We start from the raw sequence: 20,301 nt of genomic DNA, 5'->3' as shown, positions 1-20,301 counted from the left end.
GCCTCGCTCAACCATCCCCGCGCATCCGGCCAAGGGACGCCACAGCCAAAGCCGTCAGCTTCGGTCGGTCGGTCTTGCCCCGGGGCGTCACCGGCCACTGCTCAAGAGGCAGGCAAGCCACGGGCACAGACAAGGCGTCCACCCGGTCGGCGAGGTACCGGAGCAGCGCTTCGGGGCCGGGATCAGGGCCGGTCGTTCGATAAAAGGCCACCGGTACCTGCCCGGCCTCGGCATCGGCCACCCCTACCACCACGGCCTCGGCCAGGCCAGGATACCCGGCTAGGACGTCGGCCACCAGGGCGGCGACCACCTGGACGGCATGGCGCACGATGACGTCTCCGCTGCGGCCGAGAAACCAGTAGTCGCCCGCGGCGTCGCGGCGCATGCAATCGCCCGTATCGTACCAGCCGGTTCCGATGGCCCGATGCGTGGCCATGGTGTCGTTGAAATAGCCGACCATCATGTTCGCCGAGGTGACGAGAAGGCGTCCGGGACTCCCCTCGGGAACGTCCCGCCCGGCGTCGTCCACAAGCCGCACGGACACATCCCCGACGGGCCTGCCGACGCAGCCGGGTTTGTCCGTTTCGCTTGGCGCGACCACAGCCACAAGGCCTGTTTCGGTGAGGCCATACAGGTTGCAATACGGCCGGCCGGTGATTCGCCGGGCCGCCTCATAAAGGGCTTGTCCCGGCGAGTCGCCGCCGCTGAGCCAAAACCGCAGCCGTGAATGGTCAACGTGGGCGGCGGCCGGATCGGCAAAAAGCATCCGGGCGTAACTGGGCATCACGAGGCAATACCCCGGGCGGACCTCGCCATAGAGACGCCAGAACGCGGCCGGGGCCGGGGCCGGCTGTTCGGCCAGCACGACGGTCCCGCCCTGGCGCAGCATGGCCAGCACCTGGAACACCAGGACCACTGGCCGGTAGGCCGAAAATACGGCCAAGGTCGTATCCTCGGCCGTGACGCCAAGGGCCTGGACAAAGGCTTCCACACGTCGCGCCAGCCGTTCCTGGCTGTGTGCGACGGCCTTGGGCCGGCCGGTTGAGCCGGAGGTAAAAACCAGAAGGCAGATCGGGTCCGCAACGTTGCTCCGGGGCGCAGGGTCGGTTGGGGCATGGGCGAGACAGGCGTCATATCCGACTGTTCCCGGTTCGGGCCGACCGAGGCAGACCGTTACCGCCAGCCGCTCCCGCGCCTCGGCCGGGATGGCCGCGCCCAAACCGGCGGCCAAAACAAGACCCCTGGCCCCAGTCTGCCCGATAACCTCGGCTTGCCGGGCCGGCGGCGCGTCCTGCGAAAGAGGAACAAGGACGAGCTCAGCCCGGCAGGCAGCCAGGATGACGACGACAAGCTCGATGGTGTTCGGGAGGAGAACGGCAAGCCGGTCGCCGGGGGCAAGACCACGGCTTGAAAGCCAAGCGGCCAGCTGGCCTGCGTCTGCAACCAGTTGGGCGTAGGTGACGTGACGAGGCCCGCAACAAAGGGCCACGGCCTCGGGCCGCTGCGCTGCCGTGGCGGCGACCATGCGAAAAAGGGGCATGGGACACTCCTTGGCATGTTCCCATGCCCTTGTGCCGCCGTCGGCTTTCACCTCAAAAGCCCTCACGACGATTTCGCCGAAAGGCTACTTCTCCAAGAACGCGGCCGGATCGGTTTTGCCGCTTTTCCCAATCTTTTCACGCAAGGACTTGCTGTAGGCAGCAGTCTTCGCCTCGCCAGTCTTGTTGTTATATTTGAACTTGAACTCAATTTCGTTTGGCAAATCACATGTATACAAGCTCCATTCCCCTTCGTTTTTTGCAGCGCTTGGGGTACATAGACTTTTCTTCATATCGGCGAGGATATCTTCTTTATCCCTACCGACAACGCGGATAATTCTGGCATAGTATTGTCCGTCGATGAAAGCATAGGCGATGGCAGGCGATGCTTTCTGATGCACCGGGAGACGGCAAATTCCCACATAATTATAGTATGAAACGCCTTCTTTCTCCGTATAAAACACGAAATTGCCATCGTCTATGTCGCTCAGTTTAGCCCCGAAATCAAGTTTACCGCACTCAAAAGCCTGCGCAGGTTGAGAACACAGAGCCGTGAAAACGAATACCGCAACAAAAATGAACGTACGCATAACCCCTCCATTGTTTGTTGGACTGAATAAAGTCATACATCCTGCGTAACAAATGACTCCTGCAATCAATATCCTTTCAGAACTGTCCCAGAACAATATACAGACAGACGTCTCCAAGTGGAAAGTATGACTCCAGCTGAAATCTCAGAGTGCATGCTTCCGCAGCGCTGGCCAAACGTGGGCTACGATACCATTTTGTAAAAATATCGCATGGCTTGCGGCGACAGTCAACAGAATGGCGTGACACTGTGCGGGCTGAGGCGCAATCGGCAAGGGTTTACACTTCTTCATGCGCCGCCAATGCAGTCCATACGTCCCTTTCGTCTCTGGGAGTGGCTCAAATTACCTCCCGGATGGCGCTGAACTATGGTTCTCCAGTCTTGGATAACCGGGATTTTGGAGAACCAATGGGAAACCGAAAATGCCCAAAGAAGATCGATTGTGTCCGGACAGCCATACGTATCTTCAATTGATTATTGGCTATCAACTCGATGCGACAAGACGGCAAGGCTTAGGGCGCAGGACCCCGGGTGTCCAAATCCCCTCGCCGCGACCAAATTTCAAGGGGATAAACCACCGTTGGCCTATCCCCTTTATCTTTTGCGGGCGGCTGGCAACCTGGAGGCCAACCGACCGCACGCATACGATGCAAAACGACAGTTACCCGCAACAACGCCCGGTTGCGGCCGGCTTGGCCTGTCGCGCCGCGCAGCCGCAAGCCGGGCCAGAGGTTTCAACGGCTTCGGGGTTTCGGAGAGCGTCGTGGAAAAGACCGGCTGTCCGGGCTGACAGCCGGATACACTTGTCCATGCCTTCCTGTGCTCCGAACCCGGCCAACAAGGCGGCGCAGGAGGTACAGCCGTGGGCTGCCTTGAAACGATTTCGAACACCAGCCGCCAGGGCCGCCAACCCGTCCCAGGCTTCGTCTCCACAGCGACGCCCCTGAAGATAGCCCAGGGCAATGAGCCCGCCTGAAAGCGCCCCGCATATTTCCTCCTTACTGCGGCCCACCCCTGCCCCAAAAGCCGTCCCCAGCCGCGCGGCCTGTTCGCATGCCTCGACTCCCTGGCCGGCCAGGACAGCCGTCAACACCGCTTCCGCACAATTCATGCCGCTTTCAAACAGTTCCTGCGCCCGTTGCTCCACTTCTCGCGTTTCCATGGCTTTCGCCCTCCGGTTGCGTCGTGCCGAAACACGGTCGGCGCGACGGTTGCTTCGATCTTTATTTCTGTTTAATCATGGTCTCTGATCGAATCTAGCGAATATATCCGAAGGGGTTGATCGGAAATTCCGAACAAACCCTGCCCAGGAGACGCTTGTGGAATTGCGGGATGTCCGAACCTTTGCGGCTGTGGCGCGCCATCTCAGTTTTCATCGTGCTGCGCTGGAGGTGCACGCAGCTCAATCGACGGTTTCAGCGCGAATCGCTTCCTTGGAGGACGAATTGCAGGTCCGTCTCTTCGAACGCCTCGGCCGGAGCGTGGCCCTCACCGAAGCCGGCAAACGCCTGCAGCAAATGGCTGTCAAACTCCTGGACCTGGAAGACGAAGCCAGGGCCTGGGTGGCCGGAGCTTCGGAAGCGCGGGGGGTGCTCACCATTCGAGTGCCCGAGTCCCTTTGCGCCTGGCGGATGGGACGCGTGATCCGACAGTTTCGAGAGGCGTATCCCCATTTGCAACTGCGCTTTATCTCTTGCACCGTCGAGGGGTTGGAGAATGATTTACGCCAGGGCATCACCGATCTCGCCTTTCTCATGGCAGACAGCGTTCGGGCCGGCGACCTCATTGTGGAAGCTCTTGGCATGGAGGAGCTGGTTTTGGTGGCCGCACCGGAGCATCGGCTGGCGCGAGGCGGGGCGCTCTTCGGGCTGGAAGCCTTGGCCGGCGAGACATTGCTGCTTTGTACGGCGGATTGCGCCTATCGCAAGGTATTTGAAAACATGCTGGCCGAAGCCGGGGTGCGCACGGCAGCCTGTCTGGAGTTCTCCAGCGCAGCGTCGCTCCGGGGATGTCTTCGAAACGGGCTCGGGGTGAGCATCTTGCCGACATCGGCGGTCCGTGAGGACATTGCTGCAGGCAACCTGGCGGTTCTCCCCTGGGACAGCCCCGCTTTGGAAGTGGCCGTGCTGATGCTGCACCACAAGAACAAGTGGATTTCTCCGCCTCTTGCGTCATTCATGGCCTTGATGCGCGCAGAACTGATGGTTGGCTCTTTGCCGTTTTTAGCAATAGATTTGGGAGACAAGCTCTCTCAACAAGAAGATGACGGCAACGACAAGGCGTGTTGTCGCTCGAAAAAATAAATGTTGCAGGTGATGCACAAACATGTCCCCTGTGTTTCTCCTCTGGGCCGATGGATTCCGATTGAACCCAGAGATGTGGTGCTCCAACGGAGGAAAACCGAGGCGTTGGATATCCCCAGGAGAACCGGGAATGTCCGGAGAAGATCGATTTTGTCTGGTCTGACTTGTCGGACTTCAAGAACTATCCCACTCTTTCTATGGATACAACCGAGCAGGAAGGCTTTGGGAACAGGATGCCGAGCGTTCGAATCGCTTCGCGCCGATCGGCAAATTCAATGGATTGCGATGAAAACTGGAAGCCATTTTTTTGTTGAAAAATTTCTCTGGAGGCAAATTGGGGACCAAAAAGTGCGGATTTTAAGCACGAGTTTCAGGTCGTGCTTGCTGTGTGACAGGAAGATTTGTAAATAACGACACTTCATTTTGAAAGACTCGAGCGTCACCATGGTATGTTCAACGACTGATGCAACAGCCCCCACTGGCCTCGACGGCACCCGGCCCGGAGCGCTTCCCCAGATCCCCGGCCCGTTTTTTACCGCCAAGCGCCTCGGGCTCATTGCGGCCGGGCTGGTCGCGCTCGTCCAATTGCTCTGCATGGCCGGACTCATCGGGCCAGGCCTCGTGTCGAGTTATCCAGACATCGAATACGATGGCTACGACTGGGTCCTGGAGGGGCTTTATATCCGCGCCTTCGTTCATGGCGCTGTTGACGGCCCATTGTTTTTTTTACGCTCACCGGTCTTCGTCCTGGTGACGACCCTGGACGCTTTCCTTGGCTCCAGCGGGCTCGTGGTGGTGGGCTCTCTTTGCCTGGCCCATTTCCTGTCCCTGGCCGCCTTGTTGTCCATCTGGCGGCGGTTTCGTGTTTCGGGCAGCACCCAGGCAGCCTTGTTCGCCATGGCCGTTTTGTCCCCCTACGCCTTTTTCCGGAGCTTCATTCTGGCCGACCCCCTGGCCATCGCCGGCGCACTTGTCTCGACCCGGTTGATGCTCGAATGGTTCCTCACGGATGATGCACGCCAGTTCCGGGCGGCCGGAGCCGTGGGCCTCCTCGCCGGCCTGACCCAGCTGTATGGCATCCTGCCGTTTCTGGCCGGCGCTGTCCTGAGCTGGGCGCATGACCGGCGGACCGGCCGGCCCGGCTGGTCACGGGTTTTGTTCTCCGCCGCCGTGGTCGGCCTGGCCGGGCTGCTCCTTTTCATTTGGAATGCAGCCATCCCCCACGAGCAGGTGCCTGTCCAGTTCCCCTTGTTGCGGCTGTCCCTGGACATGGCCGGGTTCTACGCCAACGTCTGGACGTGGTATTACAGCTTTCTCGTGCCGATCGCCCTGGTCCTGGCCGTGGCCGCTGCCAAGCATAGGCCAGGACCGTTCTCCCCGGCCACCGGCTTCCTGGCGACCATAACCGGTCTGCTCATCGGACTGCTCTTTTTTTACCAGAGCGAAGAGGCCCGTTTTTCCTGGTATTACTTCCCGTTGATTCTGTGTCTGGCCGCGGCCGGACTGGCTTGGCTCGAACGCATCGGCTGGGGCCGGGCGGCCCGGGTCGCCTGCGCTGCCAGCCTGGCCCTGCTGCTCAGCCAAGCCGTTGCGGTCACGCCGGGCGACTACTGGCAACCCAAAATCCGCGACATCCAATGCGACCCTGGCGAGACCTGGCTGGGCCTGCTGCTGCGCGCCCGTCGCGTGGATCGGCTGAACCTGGCCGAACAGTGCGGGGCTCCGGGTTTTTATTGTCGCAAGGCCCAGATGCCGGCCGGCATCGAGCCGGACGAACAACGCCTCCTGCAAGACTATGTCCGACTGAGAATCCTCCTGGACGCCAAATGAATTTCGTGCCTGTCCCTTGTCCGGAGAAATTTGCCTTCAAGAAAAAACACCGATAAAAAATCCCCAGCGTTGCCCAAAACCGCTGCGCACAACGTGTCCTGCGCTGCCCGGCGTAGCGGCCTACCCATGTCGGACGAAGCATGCGCTTTTGTGCCTGCCAACCAGGAGGAAGAGGGACCAGGCATGTCCGTTACAACGGCGTCTTCCCTTTTGTTGTACGACCGGGACAGTGGGAACGCCATGCCTCCCGATCACGGTCGCAAACGGCAGCTGACGGCTGGCGCATGAGAGCGCCTGTGCACCCGATGGCCGCTGCCGTCTTTGGGCTGCTGCTCCTCCTGTCAGGCTATGGCTGCGTCAGAAAGGACAGCCCCATGCCCATCGCCAGGGACGGCGTGTTTGATCTTTCCGGCTGGGACATGGCCCGGGACGGGCCGGTCTCCTTAAGCGGCCAATGGCAGTATTACTGGGACCGCCTGCTCACTCCCGATGATTTCGCGCCCGACGCCCCACCGCCGCAGCCTTCCGGCTTCATGGCGCTTCCCCACACATGGAAAGGGGTTTTGCTCCATGGCCGCCCCTTGCCCGGCCGGGGGCAGGCCACATTGCGCCTGCGTCTGGCGCCGGGTCCTGGCGAGCGCCGACTGGAAATGCGGCTTTTTGGCATCCACGCCGCCTACCGGTTGTGGGCCGACGGCAAGCTCCTCGCCGCAAGCGGCGTGGCGGGGACAAGCGCCGCGACCGAATCCGCGCATCGCTCCCTGGTCCTGGTCATCCTTGAGAGCCACGGAGCCCCCATCGACCTGGTGTTGCAGGTGTCCAACCATACCTTCCGCCGCGGCGGCGTGCTCAATCCCATCGGGCTGGGCCTACCGGGTCAATTGGAACAGGCGCACATCCGCACCTGGGCCTGGGCCATGTTTTTTGCCGGCAGCCTGCTCATCATGGCCAGTTACCATTTCGTCCTCTATTCTCTGCGGAAAAAGGAAGTTTCCACCCTCTATTTCGGCCTGGGCTGCATCCTCTTCATTGGCATATACAGCACAATGGATTCTTCGGATTGGTTGATTACCTTGTTTGTTCCAAAAGCTGACCCGGAAATTCTCGCCCAAATCTGTCTTGTCGGATTTTCCGTATTAGGGTCGGTTCTCTACAGATTTTACTGGTCACTGTATCCGAAAGAATTCATTCCTTGTATCCAATATATTTGCGACATACGAAGCATTGTATTCGTATGCATAATTCTGACGCAACCCCAGCCTGTCATCTATGATGCACTCCCCTGGCTCGCGGTCACTGCCTTCGCCCTCAACGCCTGCTTTCTTGTCATGCTGTTGCTTTGCCTGCGACATCGTCGCTCCGGTGCGTCGGTGCTTCTCATTGGGTATTTTATTCTTTCGGCCACATCCTTAAACGACATATACGGGCATGTTTTCAGCCTCAACGGCGAAAACCTCATGCCTTTCGGCTTGCTCGCCTTCGTCATTTCCCAGGCGTTGGCCATGGCCCAGCGTTTTTCCAACGCATTTACGGCCGTGGAAAATCTCTCCGCCGTTCTGCAGACGGAAATGGACGAGCGCAGCCGGCTGGAATGGGAAATCGTGAACGTCAGCGAGGAGGAACGCCGCCGCCTGAGCCACGACCTGCATGACGGCCTGTGCCAGCAACTGGCCGGCACCCGGTTGCGCTGCTCGGCCCTTGCCCGCCGGCCCATCGCCGAGCCGAACGTGGCCGCAGAAGTCTCGGAGATTGCCGCGCTGCTGCAGGACTCGGTCAGCCAAGCTTACAACCTCTCCCGGGGGCTTTGGCCGGTGGAGCACGACTCCGGCGACGTCGGGGCGTCCCTGGCCGAGTTGGCCCGGCGCATGGGTGTTTCGAGCGGCGTCGAGATCACGTATGGGGAAGATCTGGCCTGTGCGCCGTGCCACAGCGAGCAACTTGTCCAACTCTTTCGCATTGCCCAGGAGGCCGTGACCAACGCCGTCAAGCATGCCAACCCCGGCCGGATCAGCGTCTCTCTGCGTTGTGGGCCGGACCAGCGGCTGACGCTGGCCGTGTGCGACGACGGCATCGGCCGTCTGGGCGCGGCCCCTGCCACAGGCGGACTTGGCCTGCGCATCATGGCCCACCGGGCCAGGATGATCGGGGCGACGCTTACCATAGACGACGCGGCCGGCGGCGGGACCAGCGTGACCTGTTCCCTCTCGTGCGCCGCAGTCAAGACAACACAGGAGGATGCCGATGGATAAGGCTGCGCCATCCGGGGTGCGCGTCTTTCTGGTCGACGACCATCCCGTTATGCGCAACGGCCTGTCGGTGCTGTTGCAAATGAGCGGCCATGCCATATGCGGCCTGGCCGGGAGCCGGGAGGAGCTTCTGGCCTGCGTCGACGGCTCAGGGGCGGCCGTGGCCCTGGTGGACCTGTCCCTGGCCAAGGAATCCGGGCTGGATCTCATTGACGACCTGACGGCCCGGGGCATTCCGACGCTCATCTATTCCATGCACGAGGACCGCAAGAGCATCGAAGGGGCCTTTTCCCGGGGAGCCCGGGGCTATGTCACCAAGCGCGAGGTCGAAGATGTCCTGCTTGAGGCCATCGCGAAGGTTGCCGCCGGAGAGCGCTACGCCAGCCCCGAGGTCATGCGCCGTCTGGCCGACCGGTTTCTCGCGCCGGACGAAGCCGGCGAGACCACCTTGAGCCAGCGCGAGGAGCAGATCCTGACCGGACTCGGACGCGGCGAAACGAGCGCCGAGATGGGACGGGCGCTCAACATCAGCTTTCATACCGTGGAAACGTATTACGGCCGCCTTCTGCGCAAGCTCGGGCTTGCCAGCATGAAGGAACTGCGCAAGTTCGCCATCCGACGGCACGACTGACCAACCAGCCTCTTTCCCCCTTGCCGGATCGGGCCGCGAAGGCCCTGTTCCGAGCGTTTCTACGCCCTTCCCGCTGACGCCCTGCGCCACGCTCCCCGCTTGTCCTCGCGCGACGCAGGATGTCCCTGAATTCTGTTACACCAAAACCAGGAAAATCCCTGACAAGCCTCCCGTTGTATTCGTGCTCGCTGTCCCCTGGAGAGGGATGGAGTCAGGAAAATCGGAAAAGGACGCATTTTCCCTCGCCGCCGGCAACTGGACACGCTACGGCGGCGGCGCTTCCGGCTCCGACGCCGGCAGGGACGACGGGCAATTCAACTTTCCGCAAGGCCTTGCCGTAAGCAAAGCCGGCATGCTGTACGTGGCCGACGCCAACAATAATCGCATTGAAGGGGGCAAGATCGAAACCGCCACAGCTTCCCCGGCGGCCCCTGGGTTATTGCTGTTGCAGTAAAAACCGCAAGAAGCGGGCGCTCCTGGTCGCCGGGAGAAAGCCCATTGATCTGCCCTCAAGGGGCCTGCTGCGTCGCTCCGTTGCCGCAGCAGGCCCTGTCTGCGCCATCGCCGCAAACGCCCGGCCCTAAGTTCCGCAGGGCGTCGGGCTGCTGGGGCTGGCCGCCGTTGCCGCAAACGCCCGGGCCTAAGGCTCCAGGCGCTTTTGCAGGCTTCCGGGATCACAACCCTCGTTTCGGACCGGGCATCGTATGCCCCCGCCACTGACCAGGGAAGCGCGCCTTGCACGCCACCGCCCCGACGCCACGTGCGGTTTGATCGGACTTTCCATGGCCGGGAAGATCGCGGCCGCATCGCCCCACAGGGATTCTTCGACGCATTGACCGAATCGGTCTCGACCCGGGAAGGCTTGGGGTCGTGCCCCACGGGTCGGCGTCGTTGACAGCAAGTTATGAAAAAAGTAGATAATTCGGCAAGGTTGAGACCAGACACGTCCCTCAATGCGTCGAGGTAGGCATATGAAAAGAAAATGGCATTACGCATTCACAATTTTGCTGCTGCTCTGTGCTGTTGTCCTTCTCCAGGGCTGTAGCGAACTCATTGTCTTGAATCCAAAAGGGCCGATCGGGCACTCTGAGCGCTTTCTCATTATCGTATCTTTCGTTCTTATGCTGCTGGTTGTCCTTCCAGTCATCATCATGTCCCTCTGGTTTCCTCTCAAGTACAGATCGACAAACAAGAATGCACCGTATGACCCGAATTGGTGCTACTCCAAAAAAATAGAAATAGCCATGTGGCTCATTCCGATTGTCATTGTGTCGGTGCTTTCGTTTTTGGCTTGGCGCGACACCCATCGTCTGGACCCGTATCTCCCGCTCAAATCCGATGCTGCGCCGCTTCAGGTCAAAGTGGTGAGCCTCGATTGGAAATGGCTTTTCATTTATCCGGAACAAAATATCGCCGTGGTCAATGAATTCGTTTTCCCGGCCAAAGTCCCGCTCAGCTTCCAGATCACCTCCGACACCGTCATGACCTCTTTTTTCATCCCCCAGCTCGGCAGCCAGATCTACGCCATGGCCGGCATGGAAACCAAGCTGCACCTCATGGCTGACGAACCGGGCGAATACATCGGCCAAAACCAGCAGTTCAGCGGCGCCGGCTACCCGGCCATGACATTCAAGGCCCTGGCCGACTCCAAGGAACACTTTGAGGCCTGGGTGCGGCAAGTCAAACAGTCGCCGCAGCGGCTTGACCTGGCCCGCTTCAAGGAACTTCAAAAGCCAAGCTCCAGTGTGCCAGTCCTCTATTTCTCATCGGTCGATCCTGATCTGTTCGAGTCGATCATCCGCCAATACAATCCCATGCCCATGGACGCGCCAGCCACAGGCGACATGCCCCATTCCGGCCACGGACAATAGGGCCATACGGAGGACCGCTGCAATGTTCGGAAAACTGAGCCTCTCTGCCATACCGTACCATGATCCGATCGTCATGGGGGCGGTTGTCGGCTCCCTGCTGGCCGGATTTGGCATTCTCGTCCTTATTACCTACTTCAAGAAGTGGACCTACCTCTGGAAGGAATGGCTCACCAGCTTCGACCACAAGAAGATCGGCATCATGTACGTCATCTTGTCGCTGATCATGCTGCTGCGCGGCTTTTCCGACGCCATCATGATGCGCACGCACCAGGCCATTGCCCTGGGCGCTGCGCAAGGCTTTCTGCCGCCGGATCACTTCAACCAGATTTTCAGCGCCCACGGCACGATCATGATCCTTTTTATGGCCATGCCCTTTCTCTCGGGACTCATGAACATCATCATCCCGCTCCAGATCGGCGCGCGCGACGTGGCCTTCCCGTTCCTGAACTCGGTGAGCTTCTGGCTGACCGTGGCCGGCACCATGCTGGTCATGGTTTCCCTTGGCGTCGGGGAATTCTCCCGGGCCGGCTGGTCCGGCTATGCCCCCCTGACCGAACTTGCCTACAGCCCGGACACCGGCGTGGATTACTGGATGTGGTCCATCCAGATAGCCGGCCTGGGGACCCTGCTGACCGGGGTCAATTTCCTGGTCACCATCTTGAAAATGCGCGCTCCGGGCATGACCCTCATGCGGATGCCGCTTTTCACCTGGACCGCCGTCTTTACCAACGTGCTCATCATCTTCTCGTTTCCGGTCTTAACCGTCGCCCTGGCCCTTTTGACCCTGGATCGCTATCTCGGGATGCATTTCTTCAGCAACGACCTGGGCGGCAACATGATGATGTACGCCAATCTGTTCTGGACCTGGGGCCATCCCGAGGTCTACATCGTCATCCTGCCGGCCTTCGGCATCTTCTCCGAGGTCGTCAGCACCTTTTCCAGAAAGAAACTCTTTGGCTATGGCTCCCTGGTGTACGCCACGGCCGCCATCATGTTTCTGTCCTTTGCCGTCTGGGTCCACCACTTCTTTACGATGGGGTCCAGCGCCAACGTCAATATCGTCTTTGGCATCTCGACCATGCTGATCGCCATCCCCACGGGCGTCAAAGTGTTCAACTGGCTCTTTACGATGTATCGCGGCCGGGTGAGCTTTACCACGCCGATGTATTGGACCCTCGGCTTTCTTTCCACCTTTGCCGTGGGCGGTCTGGCCGGCGTCCTTCTGTCCATCCCGCCGGCCGATTTCGTGCTGCACAACAGCCTGTTTCTCATTGCCCATTTCCACAATATGCTGGTTCCCGGCACGCTGTTCGGTTTCTTTGCCGGCTACGCCTACTGGTTTCCCAAGGCCATCGGCTTTCGCCTGGACGAAACCTGGGGCAAGCGGGCCTTCTGGTGCTGGCTGATCGGCTTTTATATGGCCTTTATCCCTCTGTATATCCTCGGATTCATGGGCATGCCCCGGCGGATGCAGCATTTCGACAATCCGGCCTGGCAGCCCTATCTCATCATTGCCTTCCTCGGTACGGGCGTCATTGCCCTGGGCATCGGCTGCACCATCATCCAACTCCTGGTCAGCATCAAAGACCGCCACGCCAACCGTGACGTCACTGGCGACCCCTGGGATGGCCGGACTCTCGAATGGGCGACCACCTCGCCGCCCCCGGTCTACAACTTCGCCATTATTCCCGTCGTTGAGGACCGCGACGCCTTCTGGGACATGAAGGAAAAGGGCCTCGCCGCCAAGCGCCCGGCCAAGTATGAGCCGATCGAAATGCCCAAAAATTCCTGGCATGGCCTGGCGATCGGCGTCCTGGCCTTTGTCTTCGGCTTTTCCATGATCTGGTACATCTGGTGGCTGGCCGCCGCGAGTTTCCTGGGCCTTATCGCCGTGGTGGTCGCCCGGGCCAGCCTCGATGACATCCATTACATCATTCCGGCGGCCGAAGTCGCGCGCATCGAGAACCTGCGCTATCAGAACATGGGCTAACGTCGCCTGCGCGCCAGGCAAGCGACGGATGGCAAGCACAGCCAAAACTGGGCAGACGCTTCAAAGGAGAGATATATGACGGCGACCGAAGCAACACTTCCAAACACCAGCCTTGAGACCCGCGGCGAGGTCCACGACACGGCGTCCATTGCGGCGCTTGGGTTTTGGATCTATCTGATGAGCGACCTCATCCTCTTTGCCGGTCTCTTTGCGACCTATGTGGTCCTTTCCCAGAATTATGCCGGGGGACCGACAGGCAAAGAGCTCTTCAATCTGCCCTACGTGCTGGGGGAAACGGCCCTGCTGCTCGTTAGCAGCGCGACCTTCGGCCTGACCATGCTGACCATGCGCAAAGGCGACACACGGCCGATCAGGCTGGGGCTGGTCGTCACCTTCCTGTTGGGGCTGGGCTTCGTGTCCATGGAAATCCACGAATTCAGCCAGCTCATCCACGAAGGGGCCGGACCGCAGCGCAGCGGTTTTCTTTCGGCGTTTTTCGCGCTTGTCGGCACCCACGGCGCCCACGTGGCCTGCGGCCTGCTCTGGATGGCGGTGATGCTGGTCCAGCTGGCGACCAAGGGCCTGACCGCGCCGGTGCAAAGCCGACTCCTGCGACTCGGCATGTTCTGGCACTTTCTCGATATTGTCTGGATCGGTCTCTTTACGGTCGTCTACCTGATGGGGGTCTTGTAAGATGCATCAGACACACCACGACGCGGCCGGGGCCAACACCGGTTCGATCAGATCCTACGCCACAGGGTTTGGCCTTTCAGTCCTGCTGACAGCCATCCCCTTTGTCCTGGTCATGACCGGCGCGCTGCCCCACTCGGCCACCATATTCTGCATATTTGCCGCTGCCGTCGCCCAGATCATTGTGCAACTGCATTATTTTCTCCATCTCGACACATCTTCCGCCATGTACTGGAATCTCATGTCGCTCCTGTTCACCTTCTTTATCATTTTCCTCTTCGTTGGCGGATCCATCTGGATCATGCACAGCCTGCATTACCGGATGTGAGACCTGATACGTGCTGAAAGACTATTTGCGGGTGGCCAAGCCCTGGATTGTGTTTGCCAATGTCCTTTCGGCCGCCGGCGGCTTTTTTCTGGCCGCCCAGGGACGTATCGACGTTGGCCTTTTTCTGGCCGTCCTCGTGGGCATTTCCGCTGTTGTCGCCTCGGGATGCGTCTGCAACAACTATATTGATCGGGACATCGACGCGCTCATGGCGCGCACCGCAACGCGCCCCTTGGCCCGGCAGTCCATCTCGACCGTGGGCAGTCTGCTCTACGCCTTGATTTTAGGGGTGATCGGTCTGGCTATTCTTGGGCTAGGCACGAACCTGTTGACGCTGGCGATCGTTGTCGCCGGCTTCGCCGTGTATGTGGGCGTCTACAGCCTCGTCATGAAGCGCACTTCGGCCTACAGCACGGTTGTGGGCAGTCTGGCCGGCGCGGCCCCGCCGCTGGCGGCCTACTGCGCCGTGACCGGCAGGCTCGACCTGGGCGGCCTGATCGTACTGGCCATCTTCAGCCTGTGGCAGATACCCCACTCCTACGCCATCACGATTTACCGGTTCAAGGACTACGCCGCCGCCTCGCTGCCGGTCATGCCGGTCCGACATGGCGTTGCGGCCACCAAAAAAGACATGGTGGTCCATATCATTGCGTTCACGCTGGCAGCGCAGTTGTTGACCGTTTGCGGTTATGCCGGGTATGCCTACTCCGGCGTCGTCGCGATGCTGAGTCTGTATTGGTTGACCGTGGCCTGGACCGGCCCCAAACTTCAGACAGAACTGCTCTGGGCCAGAAAATTATATATCCTTTCCATCCTGACCATTGTCGTTGTAAGCGTCATGATGTCCGTGGACTATACCGCGACGGTTCCACTCCCCTGAGCAACGGCGGCGTCAGTTGCGAACGCGACACTAGCGACCGATAATGGACAGTTCTTCGCGGGAACAGGCCTTTTGCTTTTCGCACAGCCTGTTCGCTGTCTCCTGCGACATATAGATGGCGACATTGAAAAAGTTGCAATTCAAAAAATCGGTATTTCGGAAATGCGCCGCCGTATTGACCGTCACCTCGCCCTTGACCACGATCCAATCGCATAATTTGAATGTGCAGTTATCGAGATCGCTGTTTTCGAGCAGATAGATTGATCCAGGACCTTGAATTTCACAATTCTCAAAGGTGATGTTCTCATTGACCAGAAGGAAGGCCGAGAAAAAATCCGAGACCCGTATCCGCTCTTTTTCATAGCGTCCTTTTAACGTGACCCCTTCCTGCGGCTGGTACGCAATAATGTATTTACGCGCCTTCTCGACTGCAGCGACCGCCAGGATAACGACCAGGGCGACTCCTGAAAACAGCAATGACGTCAGGATTCCAACAATCATCCATGTTCCAAGGACATTTGGCTTGAAACTATTCGTGAAATAGACGATCAGCGACAGGCAACACGCCGTAGCAATCACAAAAATAGCCAGTGAATGCTTTATAAAAAAAGTAGTCAACGCATTGCCTTTCATAGCGCTTCCTCCGAGTCCAGACGTTCCTCTATTCTCTTCCATCGAATGCGATGAAAGTCAATTCCCGAGCCTTCCAGCATGGCCCCCAGGCCTGAAGCGCAAGGCGGGACACACTCCCCGTCTGCCCCGCCTATCGGCTCCGACAACGGCGCGATCCAGCCCCGGCCCAGGCGTCGCCTCTGGGCAATGCACATCTGGGCCGGGGCACGGAATAAAGCCATAACATGCCGCATTCACGGAAAAAATGCACCATTAATCCGAAACACCGTCCTAGGCCGGCCGGCGACGGCGACCCTCGGCATCGGCCGCCTTGAGGGCGGCCAGGACCACGCCCGGGGAGATCTCCACCGGCTCGTTGTGGATGCTTTCTCCGGCGGCGCAAGCCTTTTGCGCCACCAGGAGCAGATCAGCGTCAGACACGCCGGCCAGCCCCAGATCGGCCAGGGTGGTCGGCAGGCCAAGGGACAGGCACAGGTCGTAGACCTCATTAATGCAGGCCACGGGCTTGTCTGTCAGAAAGAGCGAAGCCAGTACGCCAAAGGCCACTTTCTCGCCATGGCTGCGGCCGTGGACCCCAGCCAGGGCAGTCAGGCCGTTGTGGATGGAATGAGCCGCGCCCAGGCCGCCGCTCTCGAACCCCAGGCCGCTTAACAGCGTGTTGGCCTCGACAACGCGCTCCAGGGCCGGTGTGACTACGCCGGCCTGGCAGGCCGTGCGCGCCAAAAGCCCCCAGTCCCGCACCGTCTCATAGCACAGCCGGGCCAGGGCATGGGCGGTCATGGACCCGACGTCCCCGGCGATATTGGCCCCCCGGCTGATACGGCAGGACTCCGCCTCAAACCAGGTGGCCAGCGCGTCGCCCATGCCGGCCACCAGGAACCGGGCCGGAGCCGCGGCCATGATGGCGGTATCGACCAGCACCAGATCGGGATTGCGGGGCAGGATGTCCACCCGCTCAAACACCCCTTGCGCTGTGTAGATGATGCAGACCGAACTGCAAGGCGCATCCGTGGAGGCGATGGTGGGGACCACGGCCACAGGGAGTCCGGCCTGGGCAGCCACGGCCTTGGCCGTGTCCAGGGTCTTGCCGCCGCCAAGGGCGGTTATGGTCTGTGCGCCAAACGCCTTGGCCGCAGCCAGCAGCCGGGCAATTTCCTGGTCCGTGCATTCCCGGCCGAAACGCTCGATATGCACTGTCCCGGCCTGCTCAAGCTGCGGCAGGACGGGCGGCAGCAGATGCTCCAGCGGATGCGGGGAGCAAATCAGAAAATGGCGGGTGCCCAGGCGGGACAGCTCCCGGCCCAAACGGGACAAGGCCCCGTTGCCCTGGACATAGCGTCCAGGAAACAGCGTCGTCGTGATCATGTGTTTCCCCTTTCGCCCGTCGCCGGTCGTTGGCAACGGCTTGGTTCGTCCATCCCCCAAAGACTCGTGGAGCCGTACTGACTGCGGCCAGGAAGCGTTCGCGGCGCGTTGCCTCCTGCGCAGCCAGGCGCGCGACCGGCGGCCCTACTCCTGGCCCAAAGCCGCCTCCCGCGCCGCCAGGGAGGCATAGCCCATGCGCCGGCACAACAGTTCATGGCGCTCTTCCACCATATTGCGCCCCGCCTCCCGGGCCGCCTGGACCTCCTCGGCGTACAGGGCCAGCGTCCGCCCGGACAGACCTTCCAGTTCACAGGCGACATAGCGGCGAAACAGGACGCCGCCGGTGCTTTTGATGGCCACCGGGTAGCGGGCCGCAGCCTCCTCCAGCCACTCGGCCTCGGCATCGGCAATCAGGGCGATGTGCGGGCTGTCCGCTCCCGACGGGATCTCACCCGACAGGCGGCCGTATTTCTCGGCGATGCAATTGCGCCCGGCGGCTTCGGCCAGCAAAAGGTCCTCCAGATAGGAGGCCAGGACCGCGTCGGTATGCACGGCGTGGGCCATCCAGCGCGTGAGCCGGAAAGCGTCCGGATTGTGCCGGCCGGAGGCCGGCTCCTCTTCGTTTTGGATCGCCAGGAACATGGACAGTTCCTTTTCGATGATGCTTGTCAGCAGGGCTTCCCGGGTTTCGTTTGTAACTCGCATCGGCATCTCTCTACCTAGTTATTGTCGGTGGTTATCGAACGGATCCCTTTCCAGGGATTTGGAACATGCCGGCATCGGCAAAAGGTATCGGCCGGCCCGGCCCCCTGTCCACCGAAAGCTTTCCCCCTGGGCAACCGAGTGTGTCCCGTGCCCATGAAAGGCCGTCCGCGCGGCCGCACAGCCCGTGCAGTCTGCGCCCGGCTCCCAGGCCATTCCCCGTCGTCGCCCCCGGTCCGTCCCGAAACGGATGCAATACGAACGCACTGGCCCAAAGTCGTTATCATTGGCGCTAATCTTGCCTTATGAACTGAAAGTTGCCGTAGTAGGCAATAATTTCCCGCGTCCCAGAGCCGTACCGGACGCCTGCCAGGTCCCAAGCGCAAGGAGTCGGAACATGCTTGCATCCTCAATCGCGACGTACACCCCCGAGGCCATTGCCAGCCTGTCGACGACCACGTTGCGAAGCCTGGACGCCACGGATTTCGCCGTTCTGATGGAATCCCAGGTCGAAGCGCTCTCCGCCTCCCAGGTCGCCGCCCTGACCACCGGACAGGCCGCCGCCCTGACCATCGACCAGATCGCTTATTTCAGCGCCGTCCAATTTTCCGCCCTCACCAAGAACCAGATTGCTGTCTTTGGTGCGGACGAAATTGCCGCCTTGTCCACCACCCAGCTGGCAGGACTGACCGCCACCGACATTGGCGAACTGACCACCACCCAGATTGCCGAACTGACCACGACCCAGATTGCGGCCCTGTCCACCACGCAGATTTCCGCCCTGACCGCCACCCAGATGGCGGCGCTCAGAGACACCCAGATGGCCGGACTCTCCACGGGCCAGATAAACGCCCTGTCCGCCACCCAGGTGAAAAGCCTCGCCGGCACCGCCCTGGCCAGTCTCAGCCCCAGCCAGATGGACGCCCTGAGCACCACCCAGATGAGCGCCCTGACCGCCGCCCAGGTCAAAAACCTCACCGAAGAGCAGGTCGCCGGCCTGGAACCGACCCAGGTTGTCAGTCTGACGTCCGCCGGTCTGGCCGCCCTGACCACCACCCAGGCCAGACAGCTCAGCGCCGCCCAGTTGGCCGGATTGGCCCCCACCCAGGTGGCCGCCCTGGCCGCTGCCTCGGTGGGCGCTCTGACCCCCGAACAGCTGGCCGCCTTGACCGGAACGCAAGTGGCGGCCCTGACCGTTACCCAGATAAAGGCCCTGGACGGCGGACAGATCAACGCCCTGACCACGGCCCAGCTGGCCGCCCTGACCGGGACCCAGCTTTCAGCCATGACCACCACGGCCATCGACGCCTTGCGCGGGACCCAGCTTGCTTCGCTCTCGACCACCCAGGTCAAGAGCCTGGCCAGTTCCTGGATCAACGCCTTGAATGCCTCCCAGTCCGCCGCCCTGACCACGGACCAGATCACGGCCCTGACCACCACCCAAATCAGGGGCCTGACCGCCACGGACCTTGGCGATCTGACGACCACGGAACTGGCAGCGCTTGGCGCCACCCAGATCGCGGCCCTGACCGCTGCCAATATCAAGGGCCTGTCCGAGGACCAGATCGCCGGTCTGACCACCACCCAGATCGCCGGATTGACCGCCGCCGCGGCAGGCGCTTTGGCCGCCACCCAGCTGGCTGTCCTGTCCACCGACCAGATCACCGCCCTGACCAAGACGGCCCTGTCCGGACTCTCCGCCACCGCCATCGGGCTGCTGTCTCCCAGTCAGCTCGCAGTCCTGTCCGCCACCCAGATTTCCGGACTGAGCGTCAGCCAGATCAAGGGCCTGACCGCCGATCAGATCCCCTCCCTGACCACGACCCAGATCAAGTGGCTGTCCACTGCCCAAATCGCCGCCCTGACCACGACAGCCGCAGGAGCCCTGACCAGCACCGAACTGGCGGCCATGACCAACGCCCAAATCCAGAGCCTGAGCGCCGCCTCGGTCAGCCAGCTCACCAGCACCCAGTTTGCCGAACTAAGCCCGGCCCAGATCGCTTCCCTGACCCCGGCCCAGATCCGGGGGCTGACCAGCACTGACGTCAGCGAACTGACCCCTGACGAACTGGCGGCGTTTACCTCCACCCAGCTGAGCGCCCTGACCGCCACGGCCGTGGCCGGCCTTTCCGAAGACCAAATCAGTGTCCTGACCGCCACCCAGATCCAGGGACTTTCCAGCGCTGCCCTGACCGATACCCAGTTAAGCGCCCTCTCCACCACCCAGTTGGCCGCCCTGGCCGCCACCCAGATCAAAGGTCTGAGCAGCACCGACATAAACGGCCTGACCACCACCCAGTTCGCCGCCCTGACCACCGCCCAGATGGCGGCCTTGTCCGCTGCCCAGATTGCCGGGATCAACGAGGATCAGATCGCGGTCCTGACTGCAAGCCAGTTGCAGGCCCTGACGGCCACCCAGATCGCCGCCCTGACCATGACCGCAGTCGAGGCCCTCTCCACCACCCAGCTGGCCGCCCTGACCACCACCCAAGTCAAGGGTCTGACCGCCACTGCCGTAAGCGGGCTGACCAGCACCCAGGTCAGCGCCTTGTCCGCCAACCAGATCGCGGCGCTGACCACCGCCCAGATAAAAGGCCTAACCGCCACGGACGCCAGCGAGCTGTCCACGACCACCCTGGCCGCCCTGACCGCCACCCAGATCGCCGCCCTGACGGCCACCGCCGCCACCGGACTGGACGCCACCC

Annotated in this window: 16 protein-coding genes and 1 pseudogene; 11 read left to right on the top strand and 6 right to left on the bottom strand. The window is 61.1% G+C overall.

Going from position 1 to position 20,301, the window contains the following annotated elements; all coding sequences use genetic code 11:
- Positions 1–7 precede the first annotated feature (7 nt).
- The 3 genes from NY78_RS04770 to NY78_RS04760 all read right to left on the bottom strand — a co-directional run bounded on the left by NY78_RS04770 (position 8) and on the right by NY78_RS04760 (position 3,289).
- Positions 8–1,540 carry a class I adenylate-forming enzyme family protein gene (locus NY78_RS04770; RefSeq protein WP_043632421.1) on the bottom strand — a complete coding sequence of 511 codons (1,533 nt, stop codon included), beginning with the start codon at positions 1,538–1,540 and terminating at the stop codon, positions 8–10.
- Positions 1,541–1,624: 84 nt separating this feature from the next.
- Positions 1,625–2,128, bottom strand: coding sequence for a hypothetical protein (locus NY78_RS04765; RefSeq protein WP_043632418.1), 504 nt, complete (start codon positions 2,126–2,128; stop codon positions 1,625–1,627).
- Between the two features lie 660 nt (positions 2,129–2,788).
- Positions 2,789–3,289, bottom strand: coding sequence for a C-GCAxxG-C-C family protein (locus tag NY78_RS04760; RefSeq protein ID WP_043632416.1), 501 nt, complete (start codon positions 3,287–3,289; stop codon positions 2,789–2,791).
- 157 nt (positions 3,290–3,446) lie between these two features.
- Between NY78_RS04760 and NY78_RS04755 the strand changes: the two genes are divergently transcribed.
- The 10 genes from NY78_RS04755 to cyoE all read left to right on the top strand — a co-directional run bounded on the left by NY78_RS04755 (position 3,447) and on the right by cyoE (position 14,896).
- Positions 3,447–4,430 carry a LysR family transcriptional regulator gene (locus NY78_RS04755; protein WP_047960040.1) on the top strand — a complete coding sequence of 328 codons (984 nt, stop codon included), beginning with the start codon at positions 3,447–3,449 and terminating at the stop codon, positions 4,428–4,430.
- A gap of 444 nt (positions 4,431–4,874) precedes the next feature.
- Positions 4,875–6,260 carry a hypothetical protein gene (locus tag NY78_RS04750; RefSeq protein WP_043632413.1) on the top strand — a complete coding sequence of 462 codons (1,386 nt, stop codon included), beginning with the start codon at positions 4,875–4,877 and terminating at the stop codon, positions 6,258–6,260.
- Positions 6,261–6,634: 374 nt separating this feature from the next.
- Positions 6,635–8,509 carry a 7TM diverse intracellular signaling domain-containing protein gene (locus tag NY78_RS04745; RefSeq protein ID WP_043632891.1) on the top strand — a complete coding sequence of 625 codons (1,875 nt, stop codon included), beginning with the start codon at positions 6,635–6,637 and terminating at the stop codon, positions 8,507–8,509.
- Positions 8,502–9,137, top strand: a complete 636-nt coding sequence (locus NY78_RS04740) for a response regulator transcription factor (RefSeq protein WP_043632411.1) — start codon at positions 8,502–8,504, stop codon at positions 9,135–9,137. The genes NY78_RS04745 and NY78_RS04740 overlap by 8 nt, the downstream gene beginning before the upstream one ends.
- 205 nt (positions 9,138–9,342) lie before the next feature.
- The gene (locus NY78_RS04735; RefSeq protein ID WP_043632409.1) at positions 9,343–9,591 is read left to right on the top strand and encodes a hypothetical protein; all 249 of its coding nucleotides are present in this window, start codon (positions 9,343–9,345) and stop codon (positions 9,589–9,591) included.
- 499 nt (positions 9,592–10,090) lie between these two features.
- A complete protein-coding gene (gene cyoA / locus NY78_RS04730) occupies positions 10,091–11,008 on the top strand; it encodes a ubiquinol oxidase subunit II (protein ID WP_331428908.1) in 918 nt (305 codons plus the stop codon).
- 22 nt (positions 11,009–11,030) lie between these two features.
- A complete protein-coding gene (cyoB, locus tag NY78_RS04725) occupies positions 11,031–12,998 on the top strand; it encodes a cytochrome o ubiquinol oxidase subunit I (RefSeq protein ID WP_043632404.1) in 1,968 nt (655 codons plus the stop codon).
- Positions 12,999–13,073: 75 nt separating this feature from the next.
- Complete coding sequence (cyoC, locus tag NY78_RS04720) at positions 13,074–13,691, top strand: cytochrome o ubiquinol oxidase subunit III (protein ID WP_043632401.1); 618 nt, start codon at positions 13,074–13,076, stop codon at positions 13,689–13,691.
- 1 nt (position 13,692) lies between these two features.
- Entirely contained in the window at positions 13,693–14,016 is a 324-nt protein-coding gene (cyoD, locus tag NY78_RS04715; protein ID WP_043632399.1) for a cytochrome o ubiquinol oxidase subunit IV, read from the top strand.
- Between the two features lie 10 nt (positions 14,017–14,026).
- Positions 14,027–14,896, top strand: a complete 870-nt coding sequence (cyoE, locus tag NY78_RS04710) for a heme o synthase (protein ID WP_043632396.1) — start codon at positions 14,027–14,029, stop codon at positions 14,894–14,896.
- 30 nt (positions 14,897–14,926) lie between these two features.
- Here the strand turns inward: cyoE and NY78_RS04705 are convergent, their stop codons facing one another.
- The 3 genes from NY78_RS04705 to NY78_RS04695 form a co-directional block, all read right to left on the bottom strand.
- Positions 14,927–15,529, bottom strand: coding sequence for a hypothetical protein (locus NY78_RS04705; protein ID WP_053062137.1), 603 nt, complete (start codon positions 15,527–15,529; stop codon positions 14,927–14,929).
- Positions 15,530–15,799: 270 nt separating this feature from the next.
- Positions 15,800–16,894 (bottom strand): glycerol dehydrogenase, encoded by a 1,095-nt coding sequence (locus NY78_RS04700; RefSeq protein ID WP_043632394.1) that lies wholly within the window; start codon positions 16,892–16,894, stop codon positions 15,800–15,802.
- Positions 16,895–17,038: 144 nt separating this feature from the next.
- Positions 17,039–17,599 carry a DUF4125 family protein gene (locus tag NY78_RS04695; RefSeq protein WP_047960036.1) on the bottom strand — a complete coding sequence of 187 codons (561 nt, stop codon included), beginning with the start codon at positions 17,597–17,599 and terminating at the stop codon, positions 17,039–17,041.
- Between the two features lie 394 nt (positions 17,600–17,993).
- Between NY78_RS04695 and NY78_RS24525 the strand changes: the two are divergent.
- Positions 17,994–20,301: pseudogene (locus NY78_RS24525) on the top strand (hypothetical protein); the annotation flags it as partial.

It is taken from the genome of Desulfovibrio sp. TomC (assembly GCF_000801335.2).
Lineage (GTDB): Bacteria > Desulfobacterota > Desulfovibrionia > Desulfovibrionales > Desulfovibrionaceae > Solidesulfovibrio.
This window is presented reverse-complemented; position numbering and strand designations above follow the sequence as displayed.

Excerpts from the sequence above, each read along its gene's own strand:
- NY78_RS04740 (WP_043632411.1), top strand. The coding sequence starts at position 8,502 with ATGGATAAGGCTGCGCCATCCGGGGTGCGCGTCTTTCTGGTCGACGAC.
- NY78_RS04765 (WP_043632418.1), bottom strand. The coding sequence starts at position 2,128 with ATGCGTACGTTCATTTTTGTTGCGGTATTCGTTTTCACGGCTCTGTGT.
- NY78_RS04735 (WP_043632409.1), top strand. The coding sequence starts at position 9,343 with ATGGAGTCAGGAAAATCGGAAAAGGACGCATTTTCCCTCGCCGCCGGC.
- NY78_RS04750 (WP_043632413.1), top strand. The coding sequence starts at position 4,875 with ATGGTATGTTCAACGACTGATGCAACAGCCCCCACTGGCCTCGACGGC.
- NY78_RS04705 (WP_053062137.1), bottom strand. The coding sequence starts at position 15,529 with ATGAAAGGCAATGCGTTGACTACTTTTTTTATAAAGCATTCACTGGCT.
- NY78_RS04700 (WP_043632394.1), bottom strand. The coding sequence starts at position 16,894 with ATGATCACGACGACGCTGTTTCCTGGACGCTATGTCCAGGGCAACGGG.
- cyoD (WP_043632399.1), top strand. The coding sequence starts at position 13,693 with ATGCATCAGACACACCACGACGCGGCCGGGGCCAACACCGGTTCGATC.
- cyoC (WP_043632401.1), top strand. The coding sequence starts at position 13,074 with ATGACGGCGACCGAAGCAACACTTCCAAACACCAGCCTTGAGACCCGC.
- cyoA (WP_331428908.1), top strand. The coding sequence starts at position 10,091 with ATGCGTCGAGGTAGGCATATGAAAAGAAAATGGCATTACGCATTCACA.
- NY78_RS04770 (WP_043632421.1), bottom strand. The coding sequence starts at position 1,540 with ATGCCCCTTTTTCGCATGGTCGCCGCCACGGCAGCGCAGCGGCCCGAG.
- NY78_RS04695 (WP_047960036.1), bottom strand. The coding sequence starts at position 17,599 with ATGCGAGTTACAAACGAAACCCGGGAAGCCCTGCTGACAAGCATCATC.
- NY78_RS04745 (WP_043632891.1), top strand. The coding sequence starts at position 6,635 with ATGCCCATCGCCAGGGACGGCGTGTTTGATCTTTCCGGCTGGGACATG.
- NY78_RS04760 (WP_043632416.1), bottom strand. The coding sequence starts at position 3,289 with ATGGAAACGCGAGAAGTGGAGCAACGGGCGCAGGAACTGTTTGAAAGC.
- cyoB (WP_043632404.1), top strand. The coding sequence starts at position 11,031 with ATGTTCGGAAAACTGAGCCTCTCTGCCATACCGTACCATGATCCGATC.